This is a genomic window from Arthrobacter zhaoguopingii, assembly GCF_009828595.1.
Classification (GTDB): Bacteria; Actinomycetota; Actinomycetes; order Actinomycetales; family Micrococcaceae; genus Arthrobacter_D; species Arthrobacter_D zhaoguopingii.
This window is the reverse complement of record NZ_WPNY01000014.1, coordinates 23,323-37,482: the sequence shown is the minus strand read 5'-3', so window position 1 is coordinate 37,482 and position 14,160 is coordinate 23,323. Positions and strand designations below refer to the sequence as shown.

Here is a 14,160-nt window from a genome sequence, read left to right as displayed (position 1 = left end):
CACGCTTTCCCTCCGATACCCCCTCGGGGTATGATTGAGCGGAGGAGGCACCCATGACCCAGGAAATCACCACAGCATCAACCGCTGCGCCGGCCGGCGCACCGACCACGCACGGCTACAGCGGCGAGAAGGACGCGTACCTCAAGCGTCTGAAGCGCATCGAGGGACAGGTCCGCGGCATCGCCCGCATGGTCGACGAGGAAAAGTACTGCATCGATATCCTCACCCAGGTGGCGGCGATCAACAAGGCCCTCCACGCGGTCAGTCTGGGCCTGCTCGAGGACCATATCGCCCACTGCGTCGTGGACGCGGCCCAGGAATCCCAGGCCACGGGAAACCCCGATCTCGTCCAGGACAAGGTCCAGGAGGCTGCTGCGGCCATCGGCCGCCTGCTGCGCTGAGTCCCACCCATCACCCGCTAAGGAGCACACACCATGACAACCACCACCGTCAGCATCTCCGGAATGACCTGCGGCCACTGCGTCGATGCGGTCACCAGCGAACTTCAGTCCCTCGAGGGCGTTCAGGGCGTTGAGATCGACCTGAACAAGAAGGGCATCTCCACGGCCACCGTCACCTCCGCGGGCCCGCTGGCTCCGGCCTCCATCGGCGAAGCCGTCGCCGAGGCCGGCTACCTCGTGGTCTCCAACGACGCATGACAACCCGCGCCGACAGGCCCGCGCCGGCCGCGGAAACCCGGCTGGTCGAACTGGCCATCCAGGGAATGACCTGCGCCTCCTGCGTCAGCCGTGTCGAGCGCAAACTGGGCAAACTCGAGGGCGTCGAGGCCAGCGTCAACCTTCCACTTGAGTCGGCCGTGGTGCGGGTTCCGGCCGGCGTGCCGGACCAGGTGCTGCTCGACACGGTCAAGGCCACCGGCTACTCGGCCCGCCTCAAGGACCCCGAGGAGCCGGGGGTCCAGGATGGCGACGACGGAGCTCCCACGGCCGCCCGGCTGCGCCCCCGCCTGCTCACCGCCGCCGTCCTGACAGTGCCCGTCCTGCTGGTCTCGATGGTTCCCGCTCTGCAGTTCCCGGGGTGGGGCTGGCTCGTCTTTGCCCTGTCGGCGCCGGTGGCCACCTGGGCCGCCTGGCCCTTCCACCGCGCCGCCCTCGTCAACGCCCGCCACGGCGCCTCCACCATGGACACCCTGGTGTCCATCGGGGTGGCCGCAGCCTTCGGTTTCTCGGCGTGGCAGCTCCTCTCGGTGCCGGACCTGACCGCCCACCCCGGCATGGACATGGGGGCGCACGCCCTCTACTTCGAGGTGGCCGCGGTTATTGTGACCTTCCTCCTGCTCGGCCGCTACCTCGAGGCCAACGCCAAGCAGCGGGCCGGAAGCGCGCTGACGTCGCTGCTGAACCTCGGAGCGAAGGACGCCCGCGTGCTGCGCACCGTCGACGGCGAACGGGTCGAACTCGGCATTCCGGCCTCCCAGCTCATCCCGGGGGACGAGATCGTGGTGCGCCCCGGGGAGAAGATCCCCACCGACGGCGTGGTGGCGCACGGGCACAGCGCCGTCGACACCTCCCTGCTGACCGGTGAGTCGATCCCGGTGGAGGTCGGGCCCGGTGACCGCGTCACCGGCGCCACCATGAACACCTCGGGCCGCCTCGTCGTTCAGGCCACCCGGGTCGGCAGCGAGACGACGCTGGCGCAGATGGGCCGGCTGGTCAGCCAGGCCCAGAGCGGCAAGGCCCGGATTGCGCGCCTTGCCGACCGCATCAGCGCCGTCTTCGTGCCGGTCGTCCTCGGCATCGCCGTCGTCACCTTCGCCGCCTGGATGCTCCTTACCGGGGACCTCCAGGGCGCCTTCACCGCGGCGGTCGCCGTACTGGTCATCGCCTGCCCCTGCGCGCTCGGCCTCGCCACGCCGACGGCCCTGCTGACCGGGTCCGGGCGGGGCGCGCAGCTCGGCATCCTGATCCGCGGCCCCCAGGTGCTCGAGGACACCCGCACCATCGACACCATCGTGCTGGACAAGACGGGCACCGTCACCAGCGGCCGGCTCTCCGTCAGCGGCGTCGAAGTCCTCGGCCGCTACGGATCCGACGAACTGCTGCGCCTCGCCGGAGCGGTCGAAGCCGCCAGTGAACACCCCATCGGCGCGGCCATCGCCGCCCGGACTCCGGCCCTGCCCGCCGTCACCGCCTTCACCAGCGCCCCCGGCGGCGGCGTCCGCGGCACCGTCGAGGGGCTGAACGTGGTCGTGGGCCGGACCGGCTGGCTTCAGGAGCACGGCATTCTCCCCGGAGCGGCCGAGGCCGAGGTGTTCGGGGCGGCCGAGGGCGCGGGCGCCACGGCCGTCTGGGTCGCCGTGGACGGCGCCGTGGCGGGGGTGATCTCCCTGACCGACACCGTGAAGGACGGGTCGGCACGGGCTGTCCGGCAGCTGAAGGAACTGGGCCTGCGGCCGATCCTGCTCACCGGGGACAATGCGGCCGCCGCGGCCCGCGTGGCCGCAGAGGTCGGCATCCCCCCGGCCGACGTGCGTGCCGGTGTGCTGCCGGAAGGCAAGGTGGCGGTGGTCCGTGCGCTCCAGCAGGAGGGTGCGACAGTCGCCATGGCCGGAGACGGCGTGAACGACGCCCCGGCGCTCGCCCAGGCCGACCTCGGGATCGCGATGGGCTCGGGCACCGACGTGGCCATCGAGGCCGCGGACATCACCGTGATGGGAAGCAGCCTCGAACAGGTGGCCCAGGCCGTTCGGCTGTCCCGCCGCACCCTGGCCACCATCAAGACGAACCTGTTCTGGGCCTTCTTCTATAACGTGATCGGAATACCTGTTGCCGCGCTGGGCCTGCTGAACCCCATCCTGGCCGGCGCCGCCATGGCGGCAAGTTCGGTGCTGGTGGTGGCCAACTCCCTGCGCCTGCGCCGCTTCGGCCGCTGAACCGCTGACCGCAGGCACCCCGGCCGGCCGCCGGGGTGCGCGGCCGGCTCCTGGTATTCACTGGAGCTTCCCCCACCAGCCACCTTCCGGACCCGGCCTATCACCGTAGGAGTGCGACGGTGATCCGGTGAGGATCGTGGTCGTCGCCGAAACATTCCTGCCCGCCGTCAATGGGGTCACCCACTCCGTACAGAAGATGCTCGAGCATTTCGCCCTGCGCGGAGACGAGGTCCTGGTCATCGCGCCCTCCGCCGGCGGCCCTCCGGGGCCGTTGCCGGGAGCCGCCGCCCGGGTCGTACTGCTTCCGTCGGTTCCCCTGGCCCGGTACGCCAGCGTCCGCATCGCGGTCGGCGGCGTCGCTCGAATCCGCCGGATCCTCGCCGAATTCGCTCCGGACGTGGTCCACCTCGCGTCCCCCTTCGAACTGGGCTGGCGGGCCGCCCGCGCCGCCGAGCAGCTGGGACTGCCGGTCATCGCGGTCTACCAGACCGATATTCCCGGCTACGCGGCCAGGTACGGCGTGCCGTTCCTTGAGAACTGGGCCTGGCAGCGGGTCGAGAACATCCACGGCGGTGCCGCACGCACCCTCGCACCGTCGGGCCCGGCCGTTGCCCAGCTGCACGACCGGGGCATTCCGAGGGTCCGCCTGTGGCGGCGCGGCGTCGACACGCACCGGTTCCACCCCTCTCGACGCAGCACCACACTGCGGGCCGGCATCGCTCCGGACGGGGCCCGGCTCATCGGTTATGTGGGACGGCTCGCCGCCGAGAAACAGGTGGAGGACCTGCGGGCCCTGGCCGGTATCGACAACACCCGCCTCGTCATCATCGGCGACGGGCCCCAGCGGCCGGCCCTTGAGGCAATGCTTCCCGACGCCGCGTTTTTGGGGTTCCTGGGCGGGAATGCGCTGGCCGCGGCGATGGCCAGTCTCGACCTCTTCGTCCACCCGGGTGAGCTTGAGACGTTCTGCCAGACCATCCAGGAAGCGATGGCCTCGGGCGTCCCGGTCGTCGCCACCGCCCGGGGCGGTCCGCTGGACCTGGTCGACAATTCCCGGACGGGCTGGCTCTACGAACCGGGCAACCTTGACGAATTCCGGCGCTACGTGGAGGACCTGGTCGGAGACGACGCGAAACGCGCGGCCTTTTCCGCCGCTGCCTTCGCAGGCGTCCAGGGGCGCACCTGGCCGGTCGTGTGCGAGCTCCTGGTCCAGCACTACGAAGAAGCCATCAACGATCATGCCCTCCTTCACCTCTGAGCTTGGGGAAACACCATGAAGATCTCCGTCATCGGATGCGGCTACCTGGGTGCCGTCCACGCCGCCGCACTGTCCTCGCTGGGTCACACCGTCACCGGCATCGACACCGACCCGGCCCGGGCCGCGCAGCTGGCGGCCGGTTCGGTGCCCTTCCACGAGCCCGGGCTTGAGCCGCTGCTTCAGGCAGGACTCCGGGGCGGTACGCTGCACTTCACCACGGACCCCGCCGCCGCGGCCGCCGCCGACGTCCACTTTCTCTGCGTCGGCACCCCGCAGGAGAAGACAACCCGGCGCGCCGATCTGGGCTACGTCACCTCGGCGGTCGAGGACCTCGCTGCCCACCTGAGCCCCGGGTCGACCGTGGTGGGCAAGTCGACAGTCCCCGCCGGGACCGGCGCCATCCTCACCCGCCTCCTCGCCGGAACCGGGGCGGACCTGGGCTGGAACCCCGAGTTCCTCCGCCAGGGCACCGCGGTCGCCGACTCCCTGCAGCCGGACCGGCTGGTCTACGGCGTGCCCGACGGCGCGGCGGGAGCGCGGGTGGCCCGCGTCCTGGACGAGGTCTACGCTCCCCTGCTCCACGACGGTGTGCCCCGTATCATCACCGGCCTCTCGACGGCCGAACTCACCAAGTCGGCGGCCAACGCGTTCCTGGCCCTGAAGATCTCCTACCTGAACGGCATCGCCGAGCTGTGCGAGAACGCGGGCGGCGACGTCGTCCACCTGGCCCGGGCCCTCGGCCTCGATGCCCGGATCGGTCCGAAATACCTGCAGGCCGGCGCCGGCTTCGGCGGCGGATGCCTCCCGAAGGACATCCGCTCACTGCAGGCCCAGGCCGAGGATGCCGGTGCGGGCTCCCTCGGGCGGCTGCTGGCCCTGGTCGACACACTGAACACCGAAACCCGGCACCGGATCCACGAGACGGCCCGCCGGATGTGCGGAGGGCAGCTGGCCGGGCGCCGCGTCACGGTGCTGGGGGCCGCCTTCAAGCCCGACACCGATGACATCCGCGACTCCCCTGCCCTCGACATCGCCCTTCGGCTCGCCGGCTCCGGCGCGGTGGTCACGGTCACGGATCCCCGGGCGGCAGGCCAGCCGTGGTTCCGCTACCCGGAGCTTCGCTTCGAGCCGGACACGGCAGCGGCACTGCGCGGTGCCGAACTGACGGTCCTGCTCACCGAATGGGCCGAGTACCTCGCGCTCGACCCGCGCGAGGCCTCGTCCCTGGTGGACCGGTGCGCGGTCCTGGACGGACGCAATGCGCTCGATGCCGCCGCGTGGCGGTCTGCGGGGTGGTTCCACCGGGGTATCGGACGCGGCCGACGTGCTGGACTCTCCACCGTCGACGCGGCCCACTCGGGCGTGGGGTTCTGAGGCCGGGGCCGCTCATGCACCTCCAGCCGCCGGGGCTCCCGGGGCGCTACGTCGCTCTCGGCGATTCATTCACCGAAGGAGTGGGGGATCCGAGCAGGATCCTCCCCAACGGCGTCCGCGGCTGGGCAGACCGGGTGGCCGAGCGGCTCGCGAAGTCCGCGCCCGGATGGGAATACGCAAACCTCGCCATCCGAAGCAAACGCCTGCGCCACATCGCCGCCGAACAGCTCGGCCCAGCCCTGGCCATGGAACCCACCCTGATCACGCTGTACGCCGGAGGGAACGACATCATGGATGCGGGGACCAATATCATCGAACTCCTCTCTTCCTATGAGCGGCTCGTCGCCCCCCTTTCGGCGACGGGGGCCCGGCTCCTGCTCTTCACCGGATACGACGTCGAGGTCTCCCCGGCGCTGCGCCTGCTCCGGAAACGCAACCATGCCTACAACGACGGGGTCCGCGCCATCGCCGACCGGCATGGTGCGGTCCTCGTGGACTTCTGGGCCATGGATGCCTACCGGGACCGGAGGATGTGGGCGGCCGACCGCCTCCACATGTCGAAGGCAGGACACAAATACATGGCCGCGCAGGTCCTGAACCTGCTGGGCGTGCGGCACTCACTCACGCCCAAGGAATGGGACCCGGTACCCCCGCGGACGCTCCGCGAATGGGAGTATGCCCAGCGCCGGTGGGTGCATGACTGGGTCCTCCCACTGGCGCACCGGAAGCTCCGCCGGATCACCCTTGGCGATCACCTCCAGCCCCGCTGGCCCGAGCCGGTGCGGGTGCCGCCGAAGGGCGGCCTCCGCAGGCTGGCCAAGGCCGCGCGGTGACACCGCGCCGGTCGGCCTGCACACCAGAAGAGGTGTGCTGTTCAGGTACCTGTCACGCCGCCGTCCGGCCCTGTTGGCCCCGGCTTGGAACCCTGAAGGTGCCCGCCCCGCAGCGCCGCAGCGGCGGAAAGACCCTGCCCGCCCCGCCAGGAGACCGCTGATGAATTTCGTCCTGACCGCACCGCCCGGCCCGCCGGCCCCCGCAGCGGCGCCGCCGACCGCACCACCCCGGCAGGACCTCCCGCCGCGCATCGACAGCGGGATGTGGCGCGCCGGGCACGTCCAGGGCATCGCGGTCGACACGGCCCAGGGCTTCGTCTACTTCTCCTTCACCACCCTGCTGGTGAAGACCGACCTTTCCGGCACCGTCATCGGTTCAGTCACGGGGTTCACGGGCCACCTGGGCGATGTGGCCCTCAACCCGCACGACGGCCGGGTCTACGCTTCCCTTGAGTACAAGGCTGCGGCGTCGTTCTACGTGGCCATCTTCGAGGTGGACCGGGTGACCCGCCGGGGAATGGACGCGGAATCCGACGGGGTGGTCACCACCGTGTACCTGAAGGAAGTCGCCGACGATTTCACGGCGACCGTCCGGACCGACGACGGACGGCACCTGCCGCACCGGTACGGCTGCAGCGGGATCGACGGCATCTCCTTCGGCCCCGCCCCGGGCGATCCCGGCGGCCCGTGGCACCTCATGGTGGCCTACGGCATCTACTCGGACACCAGTCGAAACGACAACGACCATCAGGTGCTCCTGCAGTACAACCCGGCGGCATTGAGGCCCCACGAGCGGACCCTGCAGCAGGACCATCCCCACCGGAACGGCCCGGACAGACCACAGGACAAATTCTTCGTCCGCACCGGAAACACCCGCTTCGGGGTGCAGAACCTGAAGTACGACCCGCACACCGGGCACTGGTTCCTCGGTGTGTACCAGGGGGCCAAGGACGCCTTTCCCAACTACCGCCTGTTTATGGTCGATGGAACGGTCCCGCCGGTGCGGGCTCCGCTCCGGACGGACGCCGGGCCGGCGCACGGCCGGATGCTGCAACTGCACCCGTCCGGGCTCCACGATCCCGCCTCGGGCATCAGCGGCTGGGATTTCCGCGCCGACGTCGGATTCGAGGCGCTCGGGAACGGCTACTACTACGTCTCGGAGCAGCGCACGGGCCCGGCGGGCAGCGGAAGCCTCCTGCGCCTCCACAGGTGGACGGGGAACGCACCGGCACCCTTCGACCCGGCGCCTCCCGGTCCGTTGGACCGGACGGCCCGACCAGCGCCGGTGCCGGTTCGGCCTTCGGCCCCCATGCCGGCCCGGCCGCCGGTCCGGTCCTCGGTTCAGGTCCGGTCCGCGGTGCCCGTCGACGGCGGGCTCAGGCGCGCGGCAGCGGCTCCACAACATTCGGCTGGTTGAGCGGATCGCGCGCCGCCCTCCCGGCGGCACGCAGTTCATCCACCCGCACACACACCACGCCCGCGACGATCAGGGCGCCGCCGGCCAGCTGGATCAGCCCCGGGAGCTCCCCCAGGATCAGCCAGGCCGCGAGGACGGCGAAGACCACCTCGGTGAGCGCGGCGAAGGACGCCACCTTGGAGCCAAGCCGCTGGGCGGCGATGATGCCCGCGACGTACGCGGCAACCGTGGAGATGAGGACCAGACCGGCCACCGGCACCAGCCAGGATGTCTGCCAGCCCGCCAGCACCACGTCGGTGAACACGAAACGGAACGGCATCAGGCCGGTCAGGCCCAGGACCAGGATGGTGAGTGCCCCGGCCACCATGCCGCCGCCGGCCATGACCAGCGGCGGGAGGGAGTCCTGCACCCGGGCCGACATCAGGAAGAAGACGACGAGGCACACCGCCGCGGCGAGTCCGAAGAGCACCCCGACGGGGTCGAGCCGTTCCTCGGCGCCCAGGTCGAGCACCAGCAGCAGGCCGAGGACGGCGACAACGGAGCCCGCGGCGGTCAGCCGGTGCGGTGCCCGCCGCGAACGGATCCACAGCCAGCCCACCAGCAGCACCGGAGCCAGGTATTCGAGCAGCAGTGACACGCCGACCGACATCCGGGCCACCGCGTTGAAGTAGAAGAGCTGGCACAGGGCGATCGCCGTGACGCCGTAGATGGTCAGGGTCAGGGCGTTGCCGCGCAGTGTCGACCAGCGCCCCCGCAGGGACACGAGCACCGGCACCAGGAGCACCAGGGCCGCACCGCCGATGCGAACACCGACCGCCGCACCCGGGCTCCAGCCGATCTCGAGCAGGGACTTCGCGAATGGTCCGGAGACCCCGAAGGTTGCAGCGGACAGCAGCGCCACCCAGATGCCGGACGGTGGACGCTGTGCCATACGCTTGCCCCTCAGGTGACGATCCGCGGGTTGCCCCCGCCTACCGTGGTGTAATGACCAAAATATGGTTATGGTCGTGACACTAGTGGGCCGGTTTGTCAGGAGTCAAGATGTCTTTCGCCTATGACACGGAAGTTGCGCTGGTGTCCGCTGCGGCGCTGATCAACACCGCCGCGGAGGACCCGGACGGGCTTTCCACGCTCGCCGACCTCGACGCATTCCTTGCCGCCCAGCAGTTCTCCGGATCCCGGACCCACACGCAGGCCGAGCTCGACGACGTGCGCGCGCTCCGCACCGAACTTGAGGCCATCTGGCATTCCCCCGAGGACGAGGCCGTTGAGCGCGTCAACCGCATCCTCCGCGCGGCGCACGCGCTGCCGCAGCTGGTGCGCCACGACCATTGGGACTGGCATCTTCACGCCACGGGGCCGGAGGCGCCCCTCGCGGACCGGATGGCCACCGAGGCAGCGATGGCCCTCGCCGACGTCATCCGCGGGCACGAGCTTGAGCGGCTGCGCACGTGCGCGGCGGAGGACTGCGCGGCCGTCGTCCTTGATCTCAGCCGCAACCGTTCCAAGCGCTTTTGCGACACCGGAAACTGCGCCAACCGGACGCATGTGAAGGCCTACCGCGCCCGCCGGGCGGGGGCCTGAACCGCGGGCAGGACCGAAGGCACCGCCGCCGGAGTCCGGCGACCGACCGGCCGCCCGAAACCGGTTGGCCGGCGAACCATTCCTAGGGAGCGGGCGGCACGGGACTCCCGGTGGTCGACGGCGTCAGGACAGAAGTTGTGCTGCGCCGAAGGAGACGCCGAACTGAACGCACCACAGGTCGACGGCTACATATCGGGAGAGGTCGACGTCAGGCGGGATGTTGTAGAGCTGGTCACCCTGGTTGCCCTTGATCGGGCCCAGATCAACGAAGTCAGCACCGCCTGCGGTGTACCAGCCGTCGCGCCCCTCGACGACGTCCGCGGCGCTGAGCCAGACATGGATGTCGGGACCGGTCGTGGTGTCGAGGCCGGTGATGGCCAGGAGACGGCTGCCGTCAGGTTGCTCGATAACCCTCACGCCGCCCGTCGTGGGGTGCTCGTGGCTGATGAAGGTGCCGGCGCTGAGTTGACGTGGCTGCGCCTCAGCGGTCGCAGTCTCCGGGCTTCGGGGGGCATCCGGGGTGCCGGGCTGCAAGGGTGCAGCGGAAGCCGGCCTGGGCCGCGCTTCGCCCGAGCCGAGGGGCTGGGCGACCTGCGGGATGGTGTCGTTGACCCGCGAGTCGACGAACAGCAGCCAGGGCTTGAAGACTAGACCTGCCGCCGCCACAGCGAGGACGCCAACCAGGACCACCAGCATGGTGAGGCGGCGGCGCGTCATCTCTGGGCCCCGTCCGGCCCAGAGGCGGTGGGCGGGGCAATCAGCAAGGGGACGGCGGCACCGAGGGCCGGGCTCAGCACCCGTGTTGAACACTGACCCCGAGAGCATGAATCCGTCCGCTTGAGCGCAGAGGAAAGTCTCGGGCGGGGACTGGGCAACGGGTGTGCGGGGCTGGCTGCTCTCACAGCGGTCCTATCGGTGGATGGGCCCGCCAGGAGCGACGCGGCGGTCGGTGTCGGTGGGCTGCACCGGTCGGTAGATTAGCAGTGGATCCAGATTTCCGACAGAGCCGTCGCATGGCACGCAACGACCGACCGCGTCGGTGACGCCTTGGTTTTCAGGCGTCGGGGCTGCGCTGCCCGTAGCGCGGCTCGTCCGTTCCGCCTTCCGGCGCCGTCGGCGTGCCCGCGGCGCCCGACATTCCGGGCCCGCCGGCCCCGGCCGAGGACCGGTTGACCCCGGAACCTTTGCCCATGTGTTCAGGGTTGGGCTTGGCGGAGATCATGAGCATCGCACAGATGACCAGGGACACGATGAAGGCGATGCCTGCTGCCGTGATGCCGAGATCAACGCGCAGGGCCCTGCCTCCCCCACCGGTCGCGAAAACCGTGGTGGCGACGCCGGCCACGACCGCAAGGACCGCCGAAAAGACGAGGGGCCCCTTCACGCCGAGGCGCTCGCTGCCCTGGCCGGGCTGCCCCGGTTGGCTCTTAGCCACTGTCAATCCTTCCGGTGGAGCATAGATGGTCGGGGCTTCTACGACCAGTAGAAGCACCGCTCCTAGTTTACGGCGTTCCCGGAGGGGCGCGCACCGCCCTCCCCGGTGCCGGCCGGCCGGCCTCCTGCCGGTAACTCAGGGCGGCGATGCCCAGCACGACGGCGGTCAGCAGCGCTCCCCCACCGGCCACGCCGAGGAGCGCATGGGCACCAAGCAGCACGACGAAGGGCAGGACGTAGACGGACGGCTCCTGCCAGAAGATGGTGAGCAGGCCGAAGACCGCGGCCGTGGCGGCCCGGAGCAGGAAGGGCTTCTAGATAGAGGAACCGTCCCGGCTGTCCGGCCCGGAGGCGCCGTCGGCACGGGAAGTCGTGGTCATCCCGCTCTACCTTTGGGGGGAACCGGGCCGCAAAAACCACCTCCGGCACCGACAAGTGTAGGCGGCCGCGCGGGACCGTTCATGCCGGACGGCCGCCGGGGCCGGTGACCATCCACCGGTCATCGCGCACGCGCCAGCCCAGGGTGGCGGCCCGTGCCGCCATGTAGCCGAGGGCGAAGGCGGCCCACAGCCAGACCAGGCCGGCACCGCCGGTCAGCCCGGTGCTGTGCAGCCAGGCGAGCAGTGGAAGATAGACGATCAGGTTGAGGACTCCGGCGAGGGCGAGGTAACGCGCGTCGCCGGCTCCGATCAGCACGCCGTCGAGCACGAACACGAATCCGCACACCGGTTGGGCGGCGGCGAGCACCCAGAGGCCCGCGGCGAAGGCCGCCTGGACCGATTCGTCGGGGGTGAAGATCCAGCCGGCGAAGGGCGCGGCCAGGGCCAGCAGGGCGCCGGTGAGCACGCCGAAGCCGACGCCCCACACGATCATGCGCCGGGTCAGGGCACCGGCAAGGGTTTTGTTTGCCGCGCCGAGTTCCTTCCCGATCAGCGCCTGGGCCGCAATGGCCAGAGCGTCGAGCGCGAAGGCGAGGAATGTGAACACCGTCATGACCAGCTGGTGGGCCGCGAGGGACACCGGACCCTGCGCGGTGGCGACGAAGACCGTGGCCAGGATGGCCAGGCGCAGGCTGAGCGTCCGCAGCATCAGCCACGAGCCGACAGTGGCGGTGGACCGCACCCCGCGCCAGGACGGCCGCAGCGGCACCGCGCCGGCGCGTGTGGACCGGAAGATGATCGTCAGGAAGGCCGCTGCCATGCCGCACTGGGTGATGCTGGTCCCGAGGGCGGATCCGGCGACTGACAGTCCCGCTCCGTACACGAGCAGCAGGTTAAGCACGATATTGACTCCGAAGCCCACCGCGGCGACGATCAGCGGTGTTCGGGTGTCCTGCAGGCCGCGCAGCACCCCGGTGGCGGCCAGGACCACGAGGATCGCGGTGAGCCCGGGCATGGACCAGCGGAGGTAGTCGACGGCGAAGGCGTGCACCTCGCCCCGGGCCCCCAGGCCCGCGGTGAGCGCCGGGGCAAAGATCCAGCCGGCCGCGGAGAGCACAACGCCCAGGAGCACCGCCAGACCGATGCCGTCGCGCCCGGCGGCCAGGGCCTCCTCGCGTCGGCCAGCCCCGAGGAGGCGGGCCACGGCCGGGGTGGTCGAGTAGGCGAGGAAGATCATCAGGCCCACCCCAGTCTGCAGGACCGTGGAGGCGAGGCCGACGCCGGCAAGCTCGGCGACGCCCAGGTGCCCGACGATGGCCGAGTCGGCCAGCAGGAACAGGGGTTCTGCGATGAGCGCGCCCAGCGCGGGCACGGCCAGCCGGAGGATGCTGCGGCTGAGCTGCCGGTTTCCGGGGAGGGTTTCACTCACCGGCTCAGCCTATAAGCCCGGCTCCCTGGAATGGCTCGGCCCATCACGGCCCCGCCCGAACCAGGCCGGCCAGGAACCTCCGGACGCGGCGGAACCTGCTGAGGACCGGTTCGGCGGCCAGGACCTCGGCCAGGAGCGCCGGACGGTTGGTGATGACACCGTCGACCCCCAGTGCGATCAGTTCGCGCATGCGGCGCGGGGTGTCGACGGTGTAGGGCCACAGGACCATCCCGCCGCCGTGGACCCGGCGGACCAGGTCGGCGGTCACCTTGGTGTTCTTGGGATTGATGCAGTGCGCCCAGCCCGCCGCGCCGTCCAGCTCGGGCTGGGGCGGCGGCCCGCCCAGCAGTCCGACGGGGACCTCCGGCAGGAGGAGGTGGAACTCCTTCACGAAGGTCCAGTCGGCTGACTGCACCACCCGCCGCCCGGCCGGGGCATCCCCCAGCCAGCCTGCGGCGTCGAGCACCGACCGAAGGTCGGCGGCGATGCCCGGGGCGGAGGCGGGATCCTTAACCTCAAGCAGCAGGCCCGCCCGCCCGGCCAAGGCCCCGAGGACCTCCTGAAGGGTCGGCACGCGCTCCCCCGCGAAGGCGGGCCCGAACCAGCTTCCCGCATCGAGGGACCGGATCTCGGCCAGGGTGAACCCGGCGACGTCGTACCGGCCGCGGCCGGGGAACACCCGGAGCACATCCGTGGTCCGCTCAAGGGTGGAATCGTGGATGACGACCAGCGCCCCGTCCAGGGTCCGGCGCACGTCGATCTCCACGAAGTCCGCGCCGTGGTCGACGGCGAGGTCGATCGCCTGCAGGGTGTTTTCCGGGGCGTCGGCGGACGCGCCGCGGTGCGCAATGACCTCAACTTTTACCACGAAGCCGCTTTCCTCCCGCCGTACCCGAACCGCCGGGGCATCGCCCACCCCGGACAGGGCACAGCCTACCCGTCCGGCCAACTGCGAACGCCCGGCGGCGTGCGGGATCAGGGCAGCCGGGTGGCCCGGCGCAGGGCCGGAACATGCGCCTGCCCGGGCTCCAGCGGAACGGGGCTGACCAGCACGGCCGGCCCGCGGTGCAGCACGCCGTCCGAAAGCACCTGGCAGCGGATCCCCCCGCGCCCGCGCATCGCGGAGTGCACGCCGGGGGCCATCACCCGGTCCATCCAGACACAGGGGTGGGCCGGACGCCCGCCGCGAAGCCTCACGGTGTCGCCCCCGGATTCGAGCGCGAACTCCTCCCCGACCAGGGGTGCCAGCTGAGCACCCCGAAGGATCACATTCCGCCGGGGAAGCAGCGGGTCGAAGTGCTCGACCCCCAGTTCATCGGCGATCGCATCGAGTGCCTCGACCGCCATCAGCGTCACCGCCGCATCCATGTGCGCCGCCTTGCCGAAGAACCGGTCGCCGACGATCCCCTTGCCCGCCACGAGGTCAACCCTGTCTGCGTCCGTCGTCGGGACGTCCGCCGCCCCGTCGCGTGCGCGGCCGAAGTAAGCGTGCGCCGGTGACACGAGCAGGTGCAGCACCTCCACCTCGTACCGGAACGATGTCGTCATACCGTTCGAT

At 70.8% G+C, this 14,160-nt stretch carries 15 protein-coding genes; 8 read left to right on the top strand and 7 right to left on the bottom strand.

Annotated elements, in window-relative coordinates:
• Nucleotides 1–53 precede the first annotated feature (53 nt).
• The 7 genes from GVV86_RS15840 (at nucleotide 54) to GVV86_RS15810 (ending at nucleotide 7,775) form a co-directional block, all read left to right on the top strand.
• Nucleotides 54–401: a metal-sensitive transcriptional regulator gene (locus tag GVV86_RS15840; RefSeq protein ID WP_159620147.1), complete on the top strand. Its 348-nt coding sequence runs from the start codon at nucleotides 54–56 to the stop codon at nucleotides 399–401.
• Between the two features lie 33 nt (nucleotides 402–434).
• Nucleotides 435–659, top strand: coding sequence for a heavy-metal-associated domain-containing protein (locus GVV86_RS15835; RefSeq protein ID WP_159803342.1), 225 nt, complete (start codon nucleotides 435–437; stop codon nucleotides 657–659).
• Nucleotides 656–2,893: a heavy metal translocating P-type ATPase gene (locus tag GVV86_RS15830; protein WP_159803341.1), complete on the top strand. Its 2,238-nt coding sequence runs from the start codon at nucleotides 656–658 to the stop codon at nucleotides 2,891–2,893. Before GVV86_RS15835 ends, GVV86_RS15830 begins: the two co-directional genes overlap by 4 nt.
• A gap of 127 nt (nucleotides 2,894–3,020) precedes the next feature.
• Nucleotides 3,021–4,151: a glycosyltransferase family 4 protein gene (locus GVV86_RS15825; RefSeq protein WP_201291482.1), complete on the top strand. Its 1,131-nt coding sequence runs from the start codon at nucleotides 3,021–3,023 to the stop codon at nucleotides 4,149–4,151.
• Between the two features lie 15 nt (nucleotides 4,152–4,166).
• Nucleotides 4,167–5,525, top strand: a complete 1,359-nt coding sequence (locus GVV86_RS15820; RefSeq protein ID WP_159803340.1) for a UDP-glucose dehydrogenase family protein — start codon at nucleotides 4,167–4,169, stop codon at nucleotides 5,523–5,525.
• A gap of 14 nt (nucleotides 5,526–5,539) precedes the next feature.
• On the top strand, nucleotides 5,540–6,358 hold the full coding sequence (locus GVV86_RS15815; RefSeq protein ID WP_159803339.1) for an SGNH/GDSL hydrolase family protein: 819 nt from the start codon (nucleotides 5,540–5,542) through the stop codon (nucleotides 6,356–6,358).
• Between the two features lie 160 nt (nucleotides 6,359–6,518).
• On the top strand, nucleotides 6,519–7,775 hold the full coding sequence (locus tag GVV86_RS15810; RefSeq protein ID WP_159620137.1) for a hypothetical protein: 1,257 nt from the start codon (nucleotides 6,519–6,521) through the stop codon (nucleotides 7,773–7,775).
• Here the strand turns inward: GVV86_RS15810 and GVV86_RS15805 are convergent.
• The gene (locus GVV86_RS15805) at nucleotides 7,735–8,706 is read right to left on the bottom strand and encodes an EamA family transporter (protein ID WP_159803338.1); all 972 of its coding nucleotides are present in this window, start codon (nucleotides 8,704–8,706) and stop codon (nucleotides 7,735–7,737) included. The genes GVV86_RS15810 and GVV86_RS15805 overlap by 41 nt on opposite strands.
• A gap of 110 nt (nucleotides 8,707–8,816) precedes the next feature.
• On the opposite strand from GVV86_RS15805, the gene GVV86_RS15800 reads away from it, so the two are divergent.
• On the top strand, nucleotides 8,817–9,359 hold the full coding sequence (locus GVV86_RS15800; protein ID WP_159620133.1) for a CGNR zinc finger domain-containing protein: 543 nt from the start codon (nucleotides 8,817–8,819) through the stop codon (nucleotides 9,357–9,359).
• 123 nt (nucleotides 9,360–9,482) lie between these two features.
• Here GVV86_RS15800 and GVV86_RS15795 read toward each other — a convergent pair whose 3' ends face one another.
• From GVV86_RS15795 to GVV86_RS15770, 6 genes are all read right to left on the bottom strand, one after another.
• A complete protein-coding gene (locus tag GVV86_RS15795) occupies nucleotides 9,483–10,076 on the bottom strand; it encodes a DM13 domain-containing protein (protein ID WP_201291481.1) in 594 nt (197 codons plus the stop codon).
• 337 nt (nucleotides 10,077–10,413) lie between these two features.
• On the bottom strand, nucleotides 10,414–10,794 hold the full coding sequence (locus tag GVV86_RS15790) for a hypothetical protein (protein ID WP_246199871.1): 381 nt from the start codon (nucleotides 10,792–10,794) through the stop codon (nucleotides 10,414–10,416).
• 67 nt (nucleotides 10,795–10,861) lie between these two features.
• Entirely contained in the window at nucleotides 10,862–11,014 is a 153-nt protein-coding gene (locus GVV86_RS18780; protein ID WP_246199870.1) for a hypothetical protein, read from the bottom strand.
• Between the two features lie 238 nt (nucleotides 11,015–11,252).
• Nucleotides 11,253–12,602, bottom strand: coding sequence for an MATE family efflux transporter (locus GVV86_RS15780; protein WP_159803337.1), 1,350 nt, complete (start codon nucleotides 12,600–12,602; stop codon nucleotides 11,253–11,255).
• A gap of 43 nt (nucleotides 12,603–12,645) precedes the next feature.
• Nucleotides 12,646–13,470 carry a glycerophosphodiester phosphodiesterase gene (locus tag GVV86_RS15775; RefSeq protein WP_201291480.1) on the bottom strand — a complete coding sequence of 275 codons (825 nt, stop codon included), beginning with the start codon at nucleotides 13,468–13,470 and terminating at the stop codon, nucleotides 12,646–12,648.
• Nucleotides 13,471–13,577: 107 nt separating this feature from the next.
• Entirely contained in the window at nucleotides 13,578–14,150 is a 573-nt protein-coding gene (locus tag GVV86_RS15770; protein WP_159803336.1) for an MOSC domain-containing protein, read from the bottom strand.
• Nucleotides 14,151–14,160 lie beyond the last annotated feature (10 nt).